13 protein-coding genes are annotated in these 15,194 nt (G+C 64.3%); 2 read left to right on the top strand and 11 right to left on the bottom strand.

The features are described from left to right. Positions 1–46: 46 nt before the first annotated feature. The 4 genes from BMW89_RS36285 to BMW89_RS36270 all read right to left on the bottom strand — a co-directional run bounded on the left by BMW89_RS36285 (position 47) and on the right by BMW89_RS36270 (position 4,632). Positions 47–1,378 (bottom strand): HlyD family type I secretion periplasmic adaptor subunit, encoded by a 1,332-nt coding sequence (locus BMW89_RS36285; RefSeq protein WP_092035136.1) that lies wholly within the window; start codon positions 1,376–1,378, stop codon positions 47–49. Continuing rightward, a complete protein-coding gene (locus tag BMW89_RS36280) occupies positions 1,375–3,117 on the bottom strand; it encodes a type I secretion system permease/ATPase (protein WP_092035135.1) in 1,743 nt (580 codons plus the stop codon). Before BMW89_RS36280 ends, BMW89_RS36285 begins: the two co-directional genes overlap by 4 nt. Before the next feature lie 272 nt (positions 3,118–3,389). Beyond that, the gene (locus tag BMW89_RS36275; protein WP_092035134.1) at positions 3,390–3,659 is read right to left on the bottom strand and encodes a GlsB/YeaQ/YmgE family stress response membrane protein; all 270 of its coding nucleotides are present in this window, start codon (positions 3,657–3,659) and stop codon (positions 3,390–3,392) included. Positions 3,660–4,020: 361 nt separating this feature from the next. Beyond that, a complete protein-coding gene (locus BMW89_RS36270) occupies positions 4,021–4,632 on the bottom strand; it encodes a hydrolase (RefSeq protein WP_092035133.1) in 612 nt (203 codons plus the stop codon). Positions 4,633–4,971: 339 nt separating this feature from the next. On the opposite strand from BMW89_RS36270, the gene BMW89_RS36265 reads away from it, so the two are divergent. Further along, entirely contained in the window at positions 4,972–5,652 is a 681-nt protein-coding gene (locus tag BMW89_RS36265; RefSeq protein ID WP_177196573.1) for a TetR/AcrR family transcriptional regulator, read from the top strand. A gap of 191 nt (positions 5,653–5,843) precedes the next feature. On the opposite strand, the gene BMW89_RS36260 is transcribed toward BMW89_RS36265, so the two are convergent. The 7 genes from BMW89_RS36260 to BMW89_RS36230 all read right to left on the bottom strand — a co-directional run bounded on the left by BMW89_RS36260 (position 5,844) and on the right by BMW89_RS36230 (position 13,198). Beyond that, entirely contained in the window at positions 5,844–6,821 is a 978-nt protein-coding gene (locus tag BMW89_RS36260; RefSeq protein ID WP_092035131.1) for an ABC transporter ATP-binding protein, read from the bottom strand. Further along, a complete protein-coding gene (locus BMW89_RS36255) occupies positions 6,818–8,233 on the bottom strand; it encodes an amidase (RefSeq protein WP_092035130.1) in 1,416 nt (471 codons plus the stop codon). Before BMW89_RS36255 ends, BMW89_RS36260 begins: the two co-directional genes overlap by 4 nt. Then, positions 8,230–8,427: a hypothetical protein gene (locus BMW89_RS36250; RefSeq protein WP_092035129.1), complete on the bottom strand. Its 198-nt coding sequence runs from the start codon at positions 8,425–8,427 to the stop codon at positions 8,230–8,232. The genes BMW89_RS36255 and BMW89_RS36250 overlap by 4 nt, the downstream gene beginning before the upstream one ends. Continuing rightward, complete coding sequence (locus BMW89_RS36245; protein WP_177196572.1) at positions 8,424–9,485, bottom strand: ABC transporter ATP-binding protein; 1,062 nt, start codon at positions 9,483–9,485, stop codon at positions 8,424–8,426. The genes BMW89_RS36250 and BMW89_RS36245 overlap by 4 nt, the downstream gene beginning before the upstream one ends. Before the next feature lie 2 nt (positions 9,486–9,487). Further along, the gene (locus BMW89_RS36240) at positions 9,488–10,390 is read right to left on the bottom strand and encodes an ABC transporter permease (RefSeq protein ID WP_092035128.1); all 903 of its coding nucleotides are present in this window, start codon (positions 10,388–10,390) and stop codon (positions 9,488–9,490) included. A 3-nt stretch (positions 10,391–10,393) separates the two neighbouring features. Beyond that, positions 10,394–11,347 (bottom strand): ABC transporter permease, encoded by a 954-nt coding sequence (locus BMW89_RS36235; RefSeq protein ID WP_092035127.1) that lies wholly within the window; start codon positions 11,345–11,347, stop codon positions 10,394–10,396. A 195-nt stretch (positions 11,348–11,542) separates the two neighbouring features. Further along, on the bottom strand, positions 11,543–13,198 hold the full coding sequence (locus BMW89_RS36230) for an ABC transporter substrate-binding protein (protein WP_092035126.1): 1,656 nt from the start codon (positions 13,196–13,198) through the stop codon (positions 11,543–11,545). A gap of 212 nt (positions 13,199–13,410) precedes the next feature. Here BMW89_RS36230 and BMW89_RS36225 point away from each other — a divergent pair, with 212 nt between their 5' ends. Then, positions 13,411–15,006: an ABC transporter substrate-binding protein gene (locus tag BMW89_RS36225; RefSeq protein WP_177196571.1), complete on the top strand. Its 1,596-nt coding sequence runs from the start codon at positions 13,411–13,413 to the stop codon at positions 15,004–15,006. The last annotated feature ends 188 nt before the right edge of the window (positions 15,007–15,194 follow it).

Here is a 15,194-nt window from a genome sequence, read left to right as displayed (position 1 = left end):
TTACGGCTTCGCCTAACCCACCCTACGAGATCGAGTTTACCGCGCGTCACTTCTCCCGGAACGCCCGCATCAGCTGATCGTGCAGCGGCTTCATCAGGTAGGACAGCATGGTGCGGTCGCCGGTCTGGACGAAGGCTTCCGCCGGCATGCCGGGGATCAGCTTGGAATCGCCGAGGCGGGCGACCTCTTCCGCCGGCATCGAGACGCGGATGGTGTAATAGCTCTGGCCGGTGCGCTGGTCGGTGGTGACATCAGGTGAGACCCGGGTGACGAGACCGTTGAGCTCGGGCGTGGTGCGCTGGTTGAAGGCGGAGAGACGCAGCAGCGTCTTCTGGCCGATCTGGAGCTTGTCGATGTCGACCGGATTGACCTTGGCCTCGACCTGAAGGTCGTCGGCCTGCGGCACGATCAGCATCAGCGCATCGCCTGCGGTGACGACGCCGCCGACGGTATGCACGGTCGATTGCAGCACCATGCCGTCCTGCGGCGCGCGGATGTCGACGCGGCGGAGCTGATCCTCGGCGGCGACCTTGCGCTCGATCATCTCGCCGATCTTGTCGTTGGTCTCGCGCAAATCCTTGGAGACCTCGCTGACCATGTCCTTGTCGACCTGGATGATCTGAAGCTCGGTCTCGGTGATCTTGCCCTTGGCCTGCGCCCGCGAGGCGATGTATTGCGCGCGCTCGCCGTTGAGGCGGGCGTTGTCGCGCTCGAGCGTGGTCAGACGCGAGAGCTGCACCAGGTGCTTGTCGTAGAGATCGCGGACACCAACGAGCTCCTGCTGCACCAGGGAGATTTCCTTGTCCTTGGCCCTCTCCTGCGCGGACAGGCCTTCAATCTCCTCGTTGAGCTGCTGAACGCGCTCGCGAAGCTGCGCCTTCTGGCCGGCGCGGCCGTTGACGCGGACGTCGAACAACTTGGTTTCGGCGTCGAGCAGCGTCTTGACGTCAGCATCGTTGCCGCGATCGAGCAGCGCTTGCGGGAAGACGATCTTGTCGATACCGCGTTGCTCGGCCTGGAGCCGCGCCGCGCGCGCCAGAGCCGCGTCGAGATTCTTGGTCACGATGGCGAGGTTCGCCTTGGTGACGGTGTCGTCGAGCCGCACCACGATGTCGCCGGCCTTGACCAGGTCGCCGTCATGGGCGCGCAGCTCGCCGACCACGCCGCCGGTCGGATGCTGCACCTTCTTGACGTTGGATTCGACCACGATCTGGCCCGGCGCGATCAGCGCGCCCGAGATCTGCACCGTCGCCGCCCAGCCGCCGAGACCGACGACCAGGACCAGGATGATCCCGAGCCCGAGCATCAGGTGAAAACGGATCGAGTCCCGCACGGTCCGCTTTACGGCAGGCTTGCCGCCGATCGTCATCGTGCTCATGACTTTCCGCCTTCGCTGACGATCTTGATCGGCGCCGACGGGGTCGCGCGCGGCTGGAGCACCTGGGCGAGCACCTGCTCCTTCGGGCCGAAGGCCTGCATGCGACCATCGCGCAGCACCAGGACCTGGTCGACCGCCTCGACACCGATCGGCCGATGCGCCACCACGATGACGATGGCGCCACGGTCGCGGGCGGCACGGATGGCGCGGGTCAGCGCCTCGTCGCCTTCGGTGTCGAGATTGGAATTGGGCTCGTCGAGCACGATCAGGAACGGATTGCCGTAGAGCGCGCGCGCCAGCGCCACGCGCTGGGCCTGGCCTGCGGAGAGCGAGGTGCCCTGCTCGCCGACTTGCGTATTGTAGCCCTCACGCATCTTGATGATCATCTCGTGCACGCCGGCTTCCTTGGCCGCGGAGATGATGCCGTCCGAGCTCGCCTCGGGATCGAAGCGGCTGATGTTCTGCGCAATGGTGCCGCCGAACAGTTCGACGTCCTGCGGCAGATAGCCGATGTAGCGGCCGAGCATGTCGGAGGCCCATTGGTCGAGCGCCGCGCCGTCGAGCCGGACCTTGCCGCGCACCGGATGCCAGACGCCGACCAGCGCGCGGATCAGCGACGATTTGCCGGAGCCGCTCGGCCCGATCACGCCGAGGGCGCTGCCGGCTTCGAGCGCGAAGGTGACGTCCTGGACGATCAGGCGCTGATCGCCCGGCGGCACCATGGCGACGCCTTCGACCGAGAGGCGGCTGGTGGGCGCCTGCAACTGGGTCGGCATCGTCTGCGCCGGCATCTGCTCCAGCAAGCGCGTGAGGCGCTGCCAGCTCTGGCGGGCCGTGACGAAGGATTTCCAGTGCGCGATGGCGAGATCGACCGGCGCCAGCGCGCGGGCGGAGAGGATCGAGCCGGCGATGATGATGCCGGCGGTCGCCTCCTGGTGGATGACGAGATAGGCACCGACCGCGAGCACCGCTGATTGCAGCATCATGCGCAGCACTTTTGCCACCGCGCCGAGGCCGCCGGCGACGTCGCTCGCACGCTGATTGCCGGCGAGATATTTTTCGTTGGCCTCGCTCCAGCGCGCGTTCATCCGGCCGGTCATGCCCATCGACACCATGACTTCGGCGTTGCGACGGCTCGACTGGGCGATGTCGTTGCGCTGGGCGGCAAGGCCCATCGCCTCCTTCGCCGGCTGGCGGGACATGAATTCGGTGACCAGCGTCAGGCCCACGAGGATGATGGCGCCGACCAGGGCGGTGACGCCGATCATGACGTGGAAGGCGAAGCAGATCGCGAGATAGAGCGGCAGCCAGGGCAAATCGAAGAACGCGCTCGGGCCCATGCCGCCGAGGAAGGAGCGGACATTGTCGAGATCGCGCAGCGGCTGCAGGCCCTCGTTACGGCTGCCGACCAGCAGCGGCAGGCGCACGATGGTGTCGAACACGCGCTTGTTGAGCGCCTCATCCAGCGCGGTGCCGATCCGCCCCAGGATCCGGTTGCGGATCATGTCGAGCACGCCCTGCGCCATGTAGAGGAAGCTCGCCAGGATGATCAGGCCGACGAGGGTCGGAACGCTGCGGCTCGGCAGCACCCGGTCGTAGACCTCCAGCATGAAGATCGACCCGGTCAGATAGAGCAGGTTGATCATGCAGCTCATCAAGCCGACGCCGACGAACGCCGTGCGACAAGCGCGCAAGGCGTCACCGAGCTCTGAACGGCGAACGCCGGGTACGGCTGCCATCAGTCTGATCTCTTTCGGTAAGGGGCAAAGCCCCTGATTTCATAGGCCGCTCAGGGGTACTCGACCCGGATTAACACCGTATTCCCTCTGCGACCAACGCAGCCGAATTAATCCAGATCCTGATGGGCCACATCATCCCCTGACGGCCCCGCACGCAAGTCCGGTATTTCACAGTCTTTGCGGCTTTTTATAGCAGACATCGCGGCCTCTCCCCAGCCTTGGACCAGCCTTGGGGAGAGGCGAAAGGTTCCGATCGACGAACCGAGCGGCAGCTAGAGCCGGCCGCCGCCGCGCACCAGGCGGACCACCAGAAGCAGGATGACGGCGCCGATCGCGGAATAGATGATCTCCGAGACCAGCCCGACGCCGATGTGAATGCCGAGCTTCGGGAACAGGAAACTGGCGACGAACGCGCCGGCGATGCCGATCACGATGTCGCCGATGATGCCGAACCCGCTTCCGCGCACCACCTTGCCGGCGAGCCAGCCGGCCACCAGGCCGACGAACAGGATGACGATGAGGCTTTGGCCAGAAATGTACATAAGTTGAAGTCCCTCTCCATGAACGGGGGCCATGGAACGGGAACCGGGATGAATGGGGTCTGAATGGTGTTCAGTTCTTCCCCGCCGGGGTCGAACAAACAAAAAAGTCGAAAACAACCCCATGCACAGTAGAGCCGCTATCGGCCGGGTGCTCGAGGTGAATCGGGACAAACTGGCTTCGGCGTAGCGGAATTTCGAATTAAAGAGCGCACCGTTCGCTCATGCCCTCTTCCCTTCTGGGGATAACCACGAGCTCCGCCCCCAACCGGATCCTTGCATCGGGGCGAGGGCGAGACATGGAGAGAGTCCATGTTCTCGCCTCCCAAGAGCACCGCTTCGGCGCGGCACGATAGGCCTGCGCTCAGTGACCGACCTCGGAGAAGACGATCTCGGCGAAACCCGCTGTGGTCGCCTCGCGCGCCCAGTCGCGCTGGAGCTCGCAGGCGAGCTGGATCCAGCTGATCGGAACGCCGCCCGCTTGGACGAGCCGGTCGAGGCCGGCGCGATGGGCCTCCTCCGACGTACCGGCCACCGCATCGACGACGGCATAGACCTCGAACCCTTCGCGCAGCGCATCGAGCGCCGGGAAGACGAGACATACCTCGGTCCATAGCGCGACCATGATCAGTTTCTTGCGGCCGGTGGCCTTGACGGCCGCGACGAAACCCTCGTCCTCCCAGGCGTTGATCGCGGTCCGGTCGATCGGCGTGACCTCGCCCAGCGCGTCGGTGATCTGATGAATGGTCGGGGCGTTCCGCCCGGTCGCGACATTGACGGTCGAGAGAACGACGGGAAGTCCGTAGAGCTTCGCGGTGCGCGCGACCGCGGTCACGTTGTCGATCAGCAGCCGCTTGTTCAGGGTGACGATCGATCCAACCTGGACGGGCTGGAAATCGATGATCACCAGCGCGGCGTTCTCGGGCGTGAGCAAGTGGTCGGCACGCGGATCACGGATGGTCGAAGCAGAGGTCATGGCAAGTCCTTTCCGTTGGGTTCGAGTTGACAGTTCGTTGGGCGCACGAGGTCGTGGCCGGGCGCGACGGCAAAAAAATCGGCTTGTGAAAAGTCGGGTCAGCAGGCGGTCAGCGAGGCGGGATGTTTGCCGCCTCCGTAGCGTCCGTGGTCGCAGAGCCGAAGCCAGCGCCGCTGACCGTGGTCAGGGCAAGCAAAGTGAATTTCCACATGGCCTGGCACTCCAATGGCCGGTGACTTGGCCTGTAGGTCGCAACATACCAGTTATTTTGATCATGTAAATACAATATTTGAACACATGATCAGTTTTCTTTTAAAGTCGTTTATGTTTATAAGATGCATGGACAAATCGAATCGCGCCAAACCGCCCAAAACCCAAAGGCATGCCGAAGCCACCGGCGATACGAGCGCGCGGGATCGCATCCTGAAAGCGGCGGAGCAGATTTTTGCCGAGATGGGGTTCGAGGGGACGTCGCTTCGGCAGGTGGCGGTCAACGCCGACGTACCGGTTGCGCTCGTCAGCTATCATTTCAAGAACAAGCTCGGTCTCTACCGGCAAGTGTTCAAGGCTCGAGATCCCAACACCAATGTGCAGCGCCTCGCCGGCCTCGCGCTCGCGGAAACGGAGAGCGATCCAGAGCGACGGTTGGAAATGATCCTGAAGGCCGTGATGATGCCGATGCTGTCGCTGCGAAACGTCGAGGGTAGCGCGAACTTCGGCGTGCTGCTGACGCGCGAGGCGACCGATCCCCGGTCAGGGGAACGGGGCATCATCAACGAGATGTTCGATCCCATCGCCAAGGCAACGATCAGGGCGCTCAAGGGCGCGTTGCCCGGGAGAAGCGACCCAGAAATCGTCTGGGCCTTTCAGATGTTGATCGGCACCATGCTCTACATCATGGCCGATGCGGGTCGCGCCGTGCACCTGAGCGGCGGCGCCTGCGATCCGGAAGATGTGGATGGGACTATGAGAATGATCCTGCCGCTGCTCCTGCGGGGGATACGCGGAGTCGGCTCTTGACGAACGAGCGCCCGCTTTTGCCAGGGTGCGGCCGTATCATGAGTTGTGCGTGAGCAACTAGCGTTGGGTCGCTCGCTGCCGGACGAAACGAACCCCTTCGTCGGCCGGCCGATAGTTTTCGTAGAGCTTGCCTCGCAAGGGGAATGGAGCGCAGTCTTTCCGTCGCGAGACTTCAGACCCACAACAACTTGCTACGAGATAACCGCCGCCGGCTCCGCCAGCACACATCTCGCCGCCCTACCCGGGCCGACCTCGACATTCGGCGGCAGCTTCTCGACGCAGCGCGGCTGGGCCACGGCGCAGCGGGGGGCGAAGGAGCAGTTGTGGGGTTTTTCGGCGAGCGAGGGCGGGGTGCCGGGGATGGTTTCGAGGCGCTGCCCGCGCTTGGCGCCGTGGACCGTCGAGGCGAGCAGGCCCTTGGCATAGGGGTGCATCGGACTGCGCACGATGTCGCGGAGCGTGCCCTGCTCCACGATCTGGCCGGCATACATCACCGCGACGCGGTCGCAGATTTCGATCGCAACACCAATGTCGTGGGTGACGAAGATGACGGACATGCCGAACTCGCGTTGTAGTTCGCGCAAGAGCAACAATATCTGGATCTGCACGGTGGCATCGAGCGCCGTGGTCGGCTCGTCCGCCAGCAGGATTTTTGGACGACAGGCGAGCGCGAGTGCGATCATCGCGCGCTGGCGCATGCCGCCGGACATCTCGTGCGGATAGGCATCGAGCCTGCGCTTGGCGGAGGGAATGCGTACGACCTCGAGCATCTCCAGCGCTCTCGCGCGGCCCTCCGCAAAGCTCTTGCCCTCGTGGCGGACCACGCTTTCGGCGATCTGCGCGCCGATGGTGTAGACCGGATCGAGCGCGAGCGCGGGCTCCTGAAAGATCATCGACACGGTCTGACCGCGGAACGACGACAATTGCTCGTCGTTCATGGCGAGCACGTCGCGGCCCATCACGTTGACCTTGCCCGAGATCTGCGTGCGCTTGCGCGGCAGCAGCCGCATCAGAGCACGCAGGGTCACGCTCTTGCCCGAACCGGACTCGCCGAGCAGGCCCAGCACCTCGCCGTCACCGAGCGAGAGACTGAGATCGTTCACGGCATAGACCGTGCGCTCGCCGGTGAAGCGGATGTTGAGGCCTGAGATATCGACGAGCTTTGTCATGACGGCAGCTTGGGTACCCGGTCGTGATAGTCGGTGACGCGCTGGAAGGCGGCGCCGATGGTGAGCAAGGTGGCTTCATCGAAGGAGCGGCCGATCAGCTGCATGCCGACCGGCAGGCCGCTTTTGGTGAAGCCGGAGGGAATGGTCAGCGACGGCAGGCCGAGATAATTCACCGGGCGGGTAAACAGCGTCAGGCGCTGCACCATGGCCGGCGCATTCGGGCCGCCACCGACATCGCTCTCCTCGATCGTCGGCGCCGGCACCGGCGACGCCGGTGCGAGGATCGCATCGACGCCAGCGGTCGCGGCGTTATGCGCGGCCAGTGCCGGACCACGCCAGCGCATCGCTTCGAGATAAGTGATGGCGGGAACGGCGAGACCGTTCTGAAGCCGCATCAGCACCTGCGGGCCATAATCCTGCGGGCGCTCGATCATCCAGCGCTTGTGAAAGGCGGCAGCCTCGGCCGCGAGCACGAGCTGGCTTGCCGCGGACAATTGCCGCTGGTCGGGCAGCTCGACTGTGAGGATGTCGGCGCCCTCGCGCTTGAGCACCGCGATGGTCTCGTCCAGCACGCGTGCGACCTCGCTGTCGAGATCGTCGACATAGAAGGACGAGGGCACACCGATCTTCAGCCCCGTCAACGAGCCCTTGGTCGCCGCAACATAGTCAGACAGCGGCTCGTGGCTGGTGGTCGAATCTGCGGGATCGAGACCGGCCATCAGCGCGAGGAGCAGCGCGCAATCTTCAGCGGTCCGCGCGAGCGGGCCGACGGTGTCGAGCGATTGCGACAGCGGCATCGCGCCGGCACGGCTGACGCGACCGACCGTGGTCTTCAACCCCGTGACGCCGCAGAAATGCGCGGGCATGCGGATCGAGCCGCCGGTGTCGGAGCCGAGCGCCGCATAGGTCAAACGCGCGGCGACCGACGAGCCTGAGCCCGAGGACGAACCGCCGGTGATGTGCGCGACGTTCCAGGGATTGCGCACTGGACCGTAATGGGCGTTGTGACCGGTCGGGCCGTAGGCGAACTCCGCGAGATGCAGCGTGCCGAGCCGCACCTGGCCGGCGTCCTTCAGCCGCTGCAATGCGGTGGACGTGACGGTCGGCACGAAGTCACGGCGGATCAGCGAGCCGCAGGTCGAGACCTTCCCGGCGTCGTAATACATGTCCTTGTGCGCGAGCGGCACGCCATGCAAGGGTCCACGGACATTGCCCTTGGCGAGCTCAGCGTCGGCGGCATCGGCCGCTTTCAATGCAGCCTCCGCTTCAATCGACATGAAGGCGTTGAGGTGCGGCTGCCACTGCGCGATGCGATGCAACAGCGCGCGCGTCACCTCGTGCGAGGATAATTGCTTCATCGCGATCGCACGTGCGACCTCGGTCAGCGTCATCAAGGCGGGTTCGGTGCTCATTTCGACACCTTCAGCGTCTGCGCGAGCGGGTAGAGCGCGGGCTCGAGGTCGAACGGCAGTGTGCCGGCGATGGCTTCAAAGCCTTCGAAGGCGGGTCCGATGGAGTTGGAGATACGCGTTGCGATCTCGTCGTCCACGGGAACGCCCGCGATCTGCGCGATCGGCTTGATCTCTTTCGGTGTCGGTCTTGTCATGCGGTTTCCTCTGCGGGCGCGCGGCTATGGCCTGAACCCGGGATCGCCATGTAGCACGCGGCCTCGTGGCCCATTCTATCGACGGCCGTAAGCTTTGGTGCGGCATTTGCGCAGAGCGGCTCCGCAAACGCGCAGCGGGTGTGGAAGCGGCAGCCCGAGGGCGGGTCGATCGGATTGGGCGGATCCCCCGTGATCGGCGGCTTCTCGGTGCGGCGATCAGGATCGGAGGACGGCATCGCAGCTAGAAGCGCGCGCGTATAGGGATGCGCGGGGCTATCCCAGACCTGATCGACCGGACCGAGCTCGACGACCTCGCCAAGATACATCACCAGCACGCGATCACTGATATAGCGCACGACGTTGAGATCATGGCTGATGAAAAGATAGGTGAGCCCGAACTCGCGCTTGAGGTCGGCGAGCAGGTTCAGCACCTGCGCCTCGACGGATTTGTCCAGCGCTGAGACGGCTTCGTCAAGAATCACCAGCCGCGGCGACAGCGCCAGCGCGCGTGCGATGTTGACGCGCTGGCGCTGACCGCCGGAGATCTCGTGCGGATAACGGTTGGCGAAATTTGCAGGGACCAGGCCGACCTTGCCGAGCAGCTCGCGCGCCAGTGCCCTCGCCGCGCCGTCGGCCATGCCGTGCACCTTGGGGCCGAAGGCGATAGATTCCTCGATGGTCAGGCGCGGATTGAGCGACGCATAAGAGTCCTGGAACACCATCTGCATGCCGCGGCGCAGCTCGCGCAAGGACAGCGACTGGCCGACGGCCATGCCGTCATAGATGATGTCGCCGGTGTCGCGCGGCATCAGATGCATCAGCAGACGCGCGGTGGTCGACTTGCCGCAGCCGGACTCGCCGACGATGCCAACGGTCTCGCCCTTGGCGACGGAAAAGGAGACGTTGTCGACGGCGCGCACGGTGCGCTTTGCGGCGAATAATCCGCCACGCACCGGGAAGTGTTTTGTGAGGCCGTTGACCTGAAGCAACGGCTGCGCGACGCCACCGACGTCCTCGACCGGCTCCAGCATTTCAACGGATGTGCTGCTCTCGCTCATGGCTAGTTCCTGATGTCCATGGCGCTGCGCAGGCCGTCCGAGAGCAAATTGAAGCAGATCGAGACCGCGAAGATCATCGCGCCCGGAAGTGCTGCGACCCAGGGATTGACGTAGATCGCGGTGCGGAGCGTGTTCAGCATCAGGCCCCATTCCGGCTCCGGCGGCTTGGTGCCGAGGCCGAGGAAGGAGAGACCGGCGGCCAGAATCATCGAGACCGAAATGAGACTGGTGGCATAGACGAAGATCGACCCCAGCACGTTGCCGAGGATGTGCACGCGCATGATGGTGAAGGGCCCCGCGCCGGAGGCGCGCGCGGCGTCGACGAAGTCCATGTTGCGGACGCCGGTGGTGACGCTCTCGGCAACGCGGGTGATTTGAGGGACGAACACCACCGTGAGCGACACGATGGAGTTGAGGATGCCGGCGCCGAGTGCGCCGGAGATGGCGATCGCCAGCAGCACGGAGGGAAAAGCGTAGAACACGTCGATCGTACGCATGATCGCGGTGTTGAGCTTGCCGCCGACATAGCCGGCGACGAGGCCGAGCGAGGTGCCGATGCAGAAGGCGAGGATCACGGGCAAGATGCCGATCACCAGCGACAGCCGCCCGCCATAGACCAGCCGCGCCAGCATGTCGCGGCCGAGCTCGTCGGTGCCGAGCGGATAGCCTGATGTGCCGATGTGCCGAAGGCGGCGGATCATCGAGCCCTTGTAGGGATCCTCAAGTCCGAGCCATGGCGCGAGCACCGCGGAGAGGAAGATCAGCAGCAGCACCAGCGCGCAGGCCATGCTGACCTTGTCGCGCCGGATGCGGCGGCCGACAGTGGCCCAATAGCCGCGTGCCTTGGTGGCGGGTGCGGCCTGAAGCGCGGCATCAACGGTGGCGGACAACGGAAGCTCGCTCATCTTCTAGCCCCGCTTGATGCGCGGATCGATCGCGGCTTGCGCGATGTCGACCAGGAGATTGAGGAAGACGAAGAACAGCGCCAGAATCAGGATCGTGCCCTGCAATAGCGGCAGGTCGCGCTGGAAGATCGCCGAATTGAGCAGGAAGCCCGAGCCCGGCCAGGAGAACACGGTCTCGATCAGGATCGAACCACCGAGCATGTAGCCGAGCTGAAGGCCCATCACCGCAAGCGCGGTGGGCGCGGCGTTCTTGATGACGTGGCGGAACACCCCGGTTTCATGCAGGCCCTTGGCGCGCAAGGCCTCGACGAAATCCTGCGAGAGGATGTCGCCGGTGAGCGCGCGCACCGTGCGGGTGACGATGCCCATCGGGATCACCGACGTCGTGATCGCCGGCAGCACGAGGTATCTCAGGTGCTCCCAGTCCCAGGCCCAGGCGGTGGAGCCGCCGGACCCGGCGCCGACCGCGGGCAGCCAGTTCAGCTCGACCGAGAAGATGATGACCAGCACCATGCCGAGCCAGTAATGCGGCACCGAGACGCCGGCGATGGCAAAGGAGGTCGCCAGCTTGTCGATCCAGGTCTCGCGGAAATAGCCGGCGATCAGGCCGAGCAGGATGCCCATCGTGAAGCCGATGATGGCCGCCGCGATCGCGAGCGTGACGGTGTTGCCGACCGCACGCATGACCTCGGCGAGCACGGGACGGCCCGTCGCGATGGAATTGCCGAGGTCGCCGTGCAGCGCGCGCATCAGCCACAGCCCGAACTGCACCGGCAGCGGGCGATCAAAACCATAGGCGGCGCGGAGCTGCGCGGCGAGCTCCTGCGAGGCGTCTGCGGGGAGCACCGCTACGAGCGGATCGCCCGGCGTGATGTGCACGAGCAGAAAGCACACCAGCGCGACGCTGATGACGATCGGGACGACATAGACGATGCGTCTGGCGATATAGGCGAACACGTTGGGTTCTTTCTTCCTTCTCCCCTTGTGGGAGAAGGTGGCGCGCAAGCGCCGGATGAGGGGTTGTTTCCGCGAATACAGCATTATCAAATGAGAGAGAGGGTCACTCGCGGAGAGAGACCCCTCACCCGGCTTCGCTGACGCGAAGCCACCCTCTCCCACAAGGGGAGAGGGTGTACTGAGCAAGTCGATAGACTACTGCATCGACACCAGCGAGAAGTCGATGAACCAGCTCTTCGGCTGCACCACGCCCGTCACCTTCGGGCTGATGGCGCGGGGGCCGACGTCGTGGGCGACGTAGAGGAAGGCGGCATCGTCGACGGAGGCTGCGTGCAGCTCGGCGAGTGCGGCATCACGCGCGGCGGGATCAAACGTCTGCCGTGCTTTCTTCACCAGCTCGTCGAACTTGGGATCGTTGATGAAACCCCAATTGTTCGAGACCGGCGGCGCCATGCTCGATTGCAGGAAGCGCACCAGCGCGAAGAACGGATCCATCGCCGCATAGGTGACGTTGGTCGCATTCGCGCCGTTTGCGCTGGGGTCCTTGGCGCCGCGGCGCCAGTTGGTGAACAGCGTATTCCATTCGATGACATCAAGCTTCACGTCGAAATAGCATTCGGCGAGCGCCTGCTGAAGATATTCGTTCATCGGCAATGGCTGCATCTGGCCCGACCCCGACGCAGACGTCTGGATCTTCACCGTCAATTTCTTGCTCGGACCGAAGCCCGCTTCCTGCATCAGCTTCTGCGCTGCCGCCTTGTCATACTTGATCTCGAAGGTCGGTTTTCCCCGCCAGGGATGGCCGGGCTCGAAGGTGCCGGTCGCGGGCACCATCAGGCCGGCGAGCAGGCCGTCCTTGAGGCCTTCGCGATCGACGCAGAGGTTTGCCGCCTTGCGGACGCGGATATCGTTCCAGGGCGAGCCCTCGACGCGCGAGAACTGCCACGGCCAGACATGCGGCTGCTCGTTGGCGTAGATCTTGAAGCCGCGCTGCTTGAGCTCGGGCAATGCGTCCGGCGCGGGCGCCTCGACCCAATCGACCTGGCCGGAGAGCAGCGCCGCGGTGCGCGCATTCGCTTCCGGCATCGGCAGCAGCACCATCTTGTCGACCTTGGGCACGCGCGCCTTGTCCCAATAGGCCGCATTCTTGACAAGCTCGAGCCGCTCGCGCGGCGTGAAGCCTGCCATCTTCCACGGGCCGGTGCCGGAGGCCTCCTTGGCGAACGCGGTCCAGGCGGCCTGCGACTTCGCCTTGGCGTCGGCGCCTTCGGCCTTGTCGTAGAAGGCCTGCCACTTCGCCGGGCTCGCCATGAAGAGGTTGGTGAGGTTGATCGGCAGGAAGCTGTCGGGCTCCTTGGTGGTGAGCTCGACCGTCATGTCGTCGATCTTCTTGGCGGAGGCCAGCGTCGGCATGCGCGACGCGGTGACGCCGACCTGGCTGGCGTCGAATTGCGGCGCGTCCTGCTTCAGCACCTTCTCGACGTTCCACACCACGGCGTCCGCATTGAACGGCGAGCCGTCATGGAAGGTCACACCGGGGCGGAGCTTGAAGGTCCATTTGGTCTTGTCGGAATCGTCGACCTTCCACTCGGTGGCAAGGCCGGGGATGACCGTGCTCGCCTTGTCGGCCGAGGACAGGTCCCAGCCGGTCAGCGCGTCATACATGGTGAGGCCGGTGAAGCGGTTGCCTTCAAAGCCCTGATCGGGCTGGCCCAGCGTGCGCGGAATATCGGCAGCGGTCATGCCGATGCGCAGCACGGTTTCGGCGCTGGCCACGCGCGGCCAAGCGGCCGCAGTCGTCAGGGCCAGCGCGGCGATCAGTGCCGCGCGTGTCGTCGTCTTGATAAACATAACCTCAGTCCTTTTCCGGCTTCCGATGATTAATTTTGATGCAAACGTATGCAATGGCTATGCCAATGGGGAAACTTATTCTGCAAATTGCCCCTGCGACGACAAGTCCTTGTGATCGGACGCGTACAATGGCAGCGCGCTGCCTATTCTGGCATCAAGCTTGCAGGTTTGGCCCTGATTTTCGCTTCAGTTTTTCCTGGGAGCTTTGGGCCATGCGTATCCGACTGTCGACTTGTCTCGCCGTGCTTGCGCTGGCGTTTTCCGCAATCTCGGCGCGCGCCGAAACGGTGGTGCGCTATGGCATCTCGATGGCGGACATTCCGCTGACGACGGGCCAGCCCGATCGCGGCGCCGGCGCCTATCAGTTCACGGCCTACACGATCTACGATCCGCTTGTCGCCTGGGAGATGGACGTCTCTGACCGGCCGGGCAAGCTGGTGCCGGGCCTCGCCACCGAGTGGAAGGTCGACGACACCGACAAGAAGAAGTGGCGCTTCACCCTGCGCAAGGATGTGAAGTTTCATGACGGCAGCGAGTTCAACGCCGACGCCGTGATCTGGAATCTGGACAAGGTCCTCAACGACAAGGCGCCGCAATTCGACAAGCGGCAGAGCGCGCAGGTGAAGACCCGCCTGCCCTCGGTCGCCAGCTACGCCAAGATCGACGATTCCACGGTTGAGATCACCACCAAGACGGTCGATTCCTTCTTCCCCTATCAGATGCTGTGGTTCCTGGTGTCGAGCCCGGCGCAATACGAAAAGCTCGGCAAGGACTGGGACAAGTTCGCCAGCCAGCCCTCAGGCACCGGTCCGTTCAAGCTGACAAAACTGGTGCCGCGCGAACTCGCCGAGCTCAGCAAGAACCCGGATTACTGGAACAAGAAGCGCATTCCGAAGGTCGACAAGATCGTGCTGGTGCCGATGCCGGAAGCGCTGACGCGCACCAATGCGCTGCTCGCGGGGCAAGTGGATTTGATCGAGACGCCGGCGCCGGACGCCGTGCCGCAGCTCAAAGCGGCCGGCATGAAGATCGTCGACAACGTCACGCCGCATGTCTGGAATTATCATCTCAGCGTGCTGCCGGGCTCGCCCTGGACCGACATCCGGCTGCGCAAGGCGTTGAACCTCGCCATCAACCGCGACGAGGTCGTCGGCCTGATGAACGGGCTCGCCAAACCCGCCAAGGGCCAGGTCGACCCGTCGAGCCCGTGGTTCGGCAAGCCGACGTTTGAATTGAAGTACGACCTCGCTGCGGCGAAGAAGCTGGTCGAGGAAGCCGGCTATTCAAAAGCAAAACCGCTGAAGGCCACCTTCATCATCGCGCAGGGTGGCACCGGCCAGATGCTGTCGCTGCCGATGAACGAATTTTTGCAGCAGAGCTTCAAGGAAATCGGCATCGACATCGACTTCAAGGTGGTCGAGCTCGAGACGCTCTATACGCATTGGCGCAAGGGCGCGGCCGACGAGATGAACGCCGGCATCACCGCCAACAACATCGCTTATGTCACCTCGGATCCGCTCTACGCCATCGTCCGCTTCTTCGCTTCCGACCAGATCGCGCCTGTCGGCGTCAACTGGGGCGGCTACAAGAACCCGAAGGTCGACGCGCTGATCAACGAGGCCAAGCAGACTTTTGATTCAGCCAAGCAGGACGATCTGATCGCGCAGGCGCATGCGCTGATCGTCGACGATGCCGTGCTGGTCTGGGTGGTCCACGACACCAACCCGCACGCGCTGTCGCCGAAGATCAAGCAGTTCGTGCAGGCGCAGCACTGGTTCCAGGATCTGACGACGATCGGGGTGGAGTGAGGGCGGCACCGGTGTCGTAGGGTGGGCAAAGCGAAGCGTGCCCACCACCTTGAGCCGACCCGGCGAGATATGGTGGGCACGGCGCTTGCGCGCCTTTGCCCACCCTCATATGAGGGCTTTTAAGTCAAGCGTGCCGAACGGGGCTTGGGTATAGATCTTTGCATTTGGCGTGGAGGCGGCGCGCGGAG

This window comes from Bradyrhizobium sp. OK095 (genome assembly GCF_900109945.1).
GTDB lineage: Bacteria > Pseudomonadota > Alphaproteobacteria > Rhizobiales > Xanthobacteraceae > Bradyrhizobium.
The sequence above is the reverse complement of the archived record's forward strand: the minus strand, read 5'-3'. Positions and strand labels throughout refer to the sequence as shown.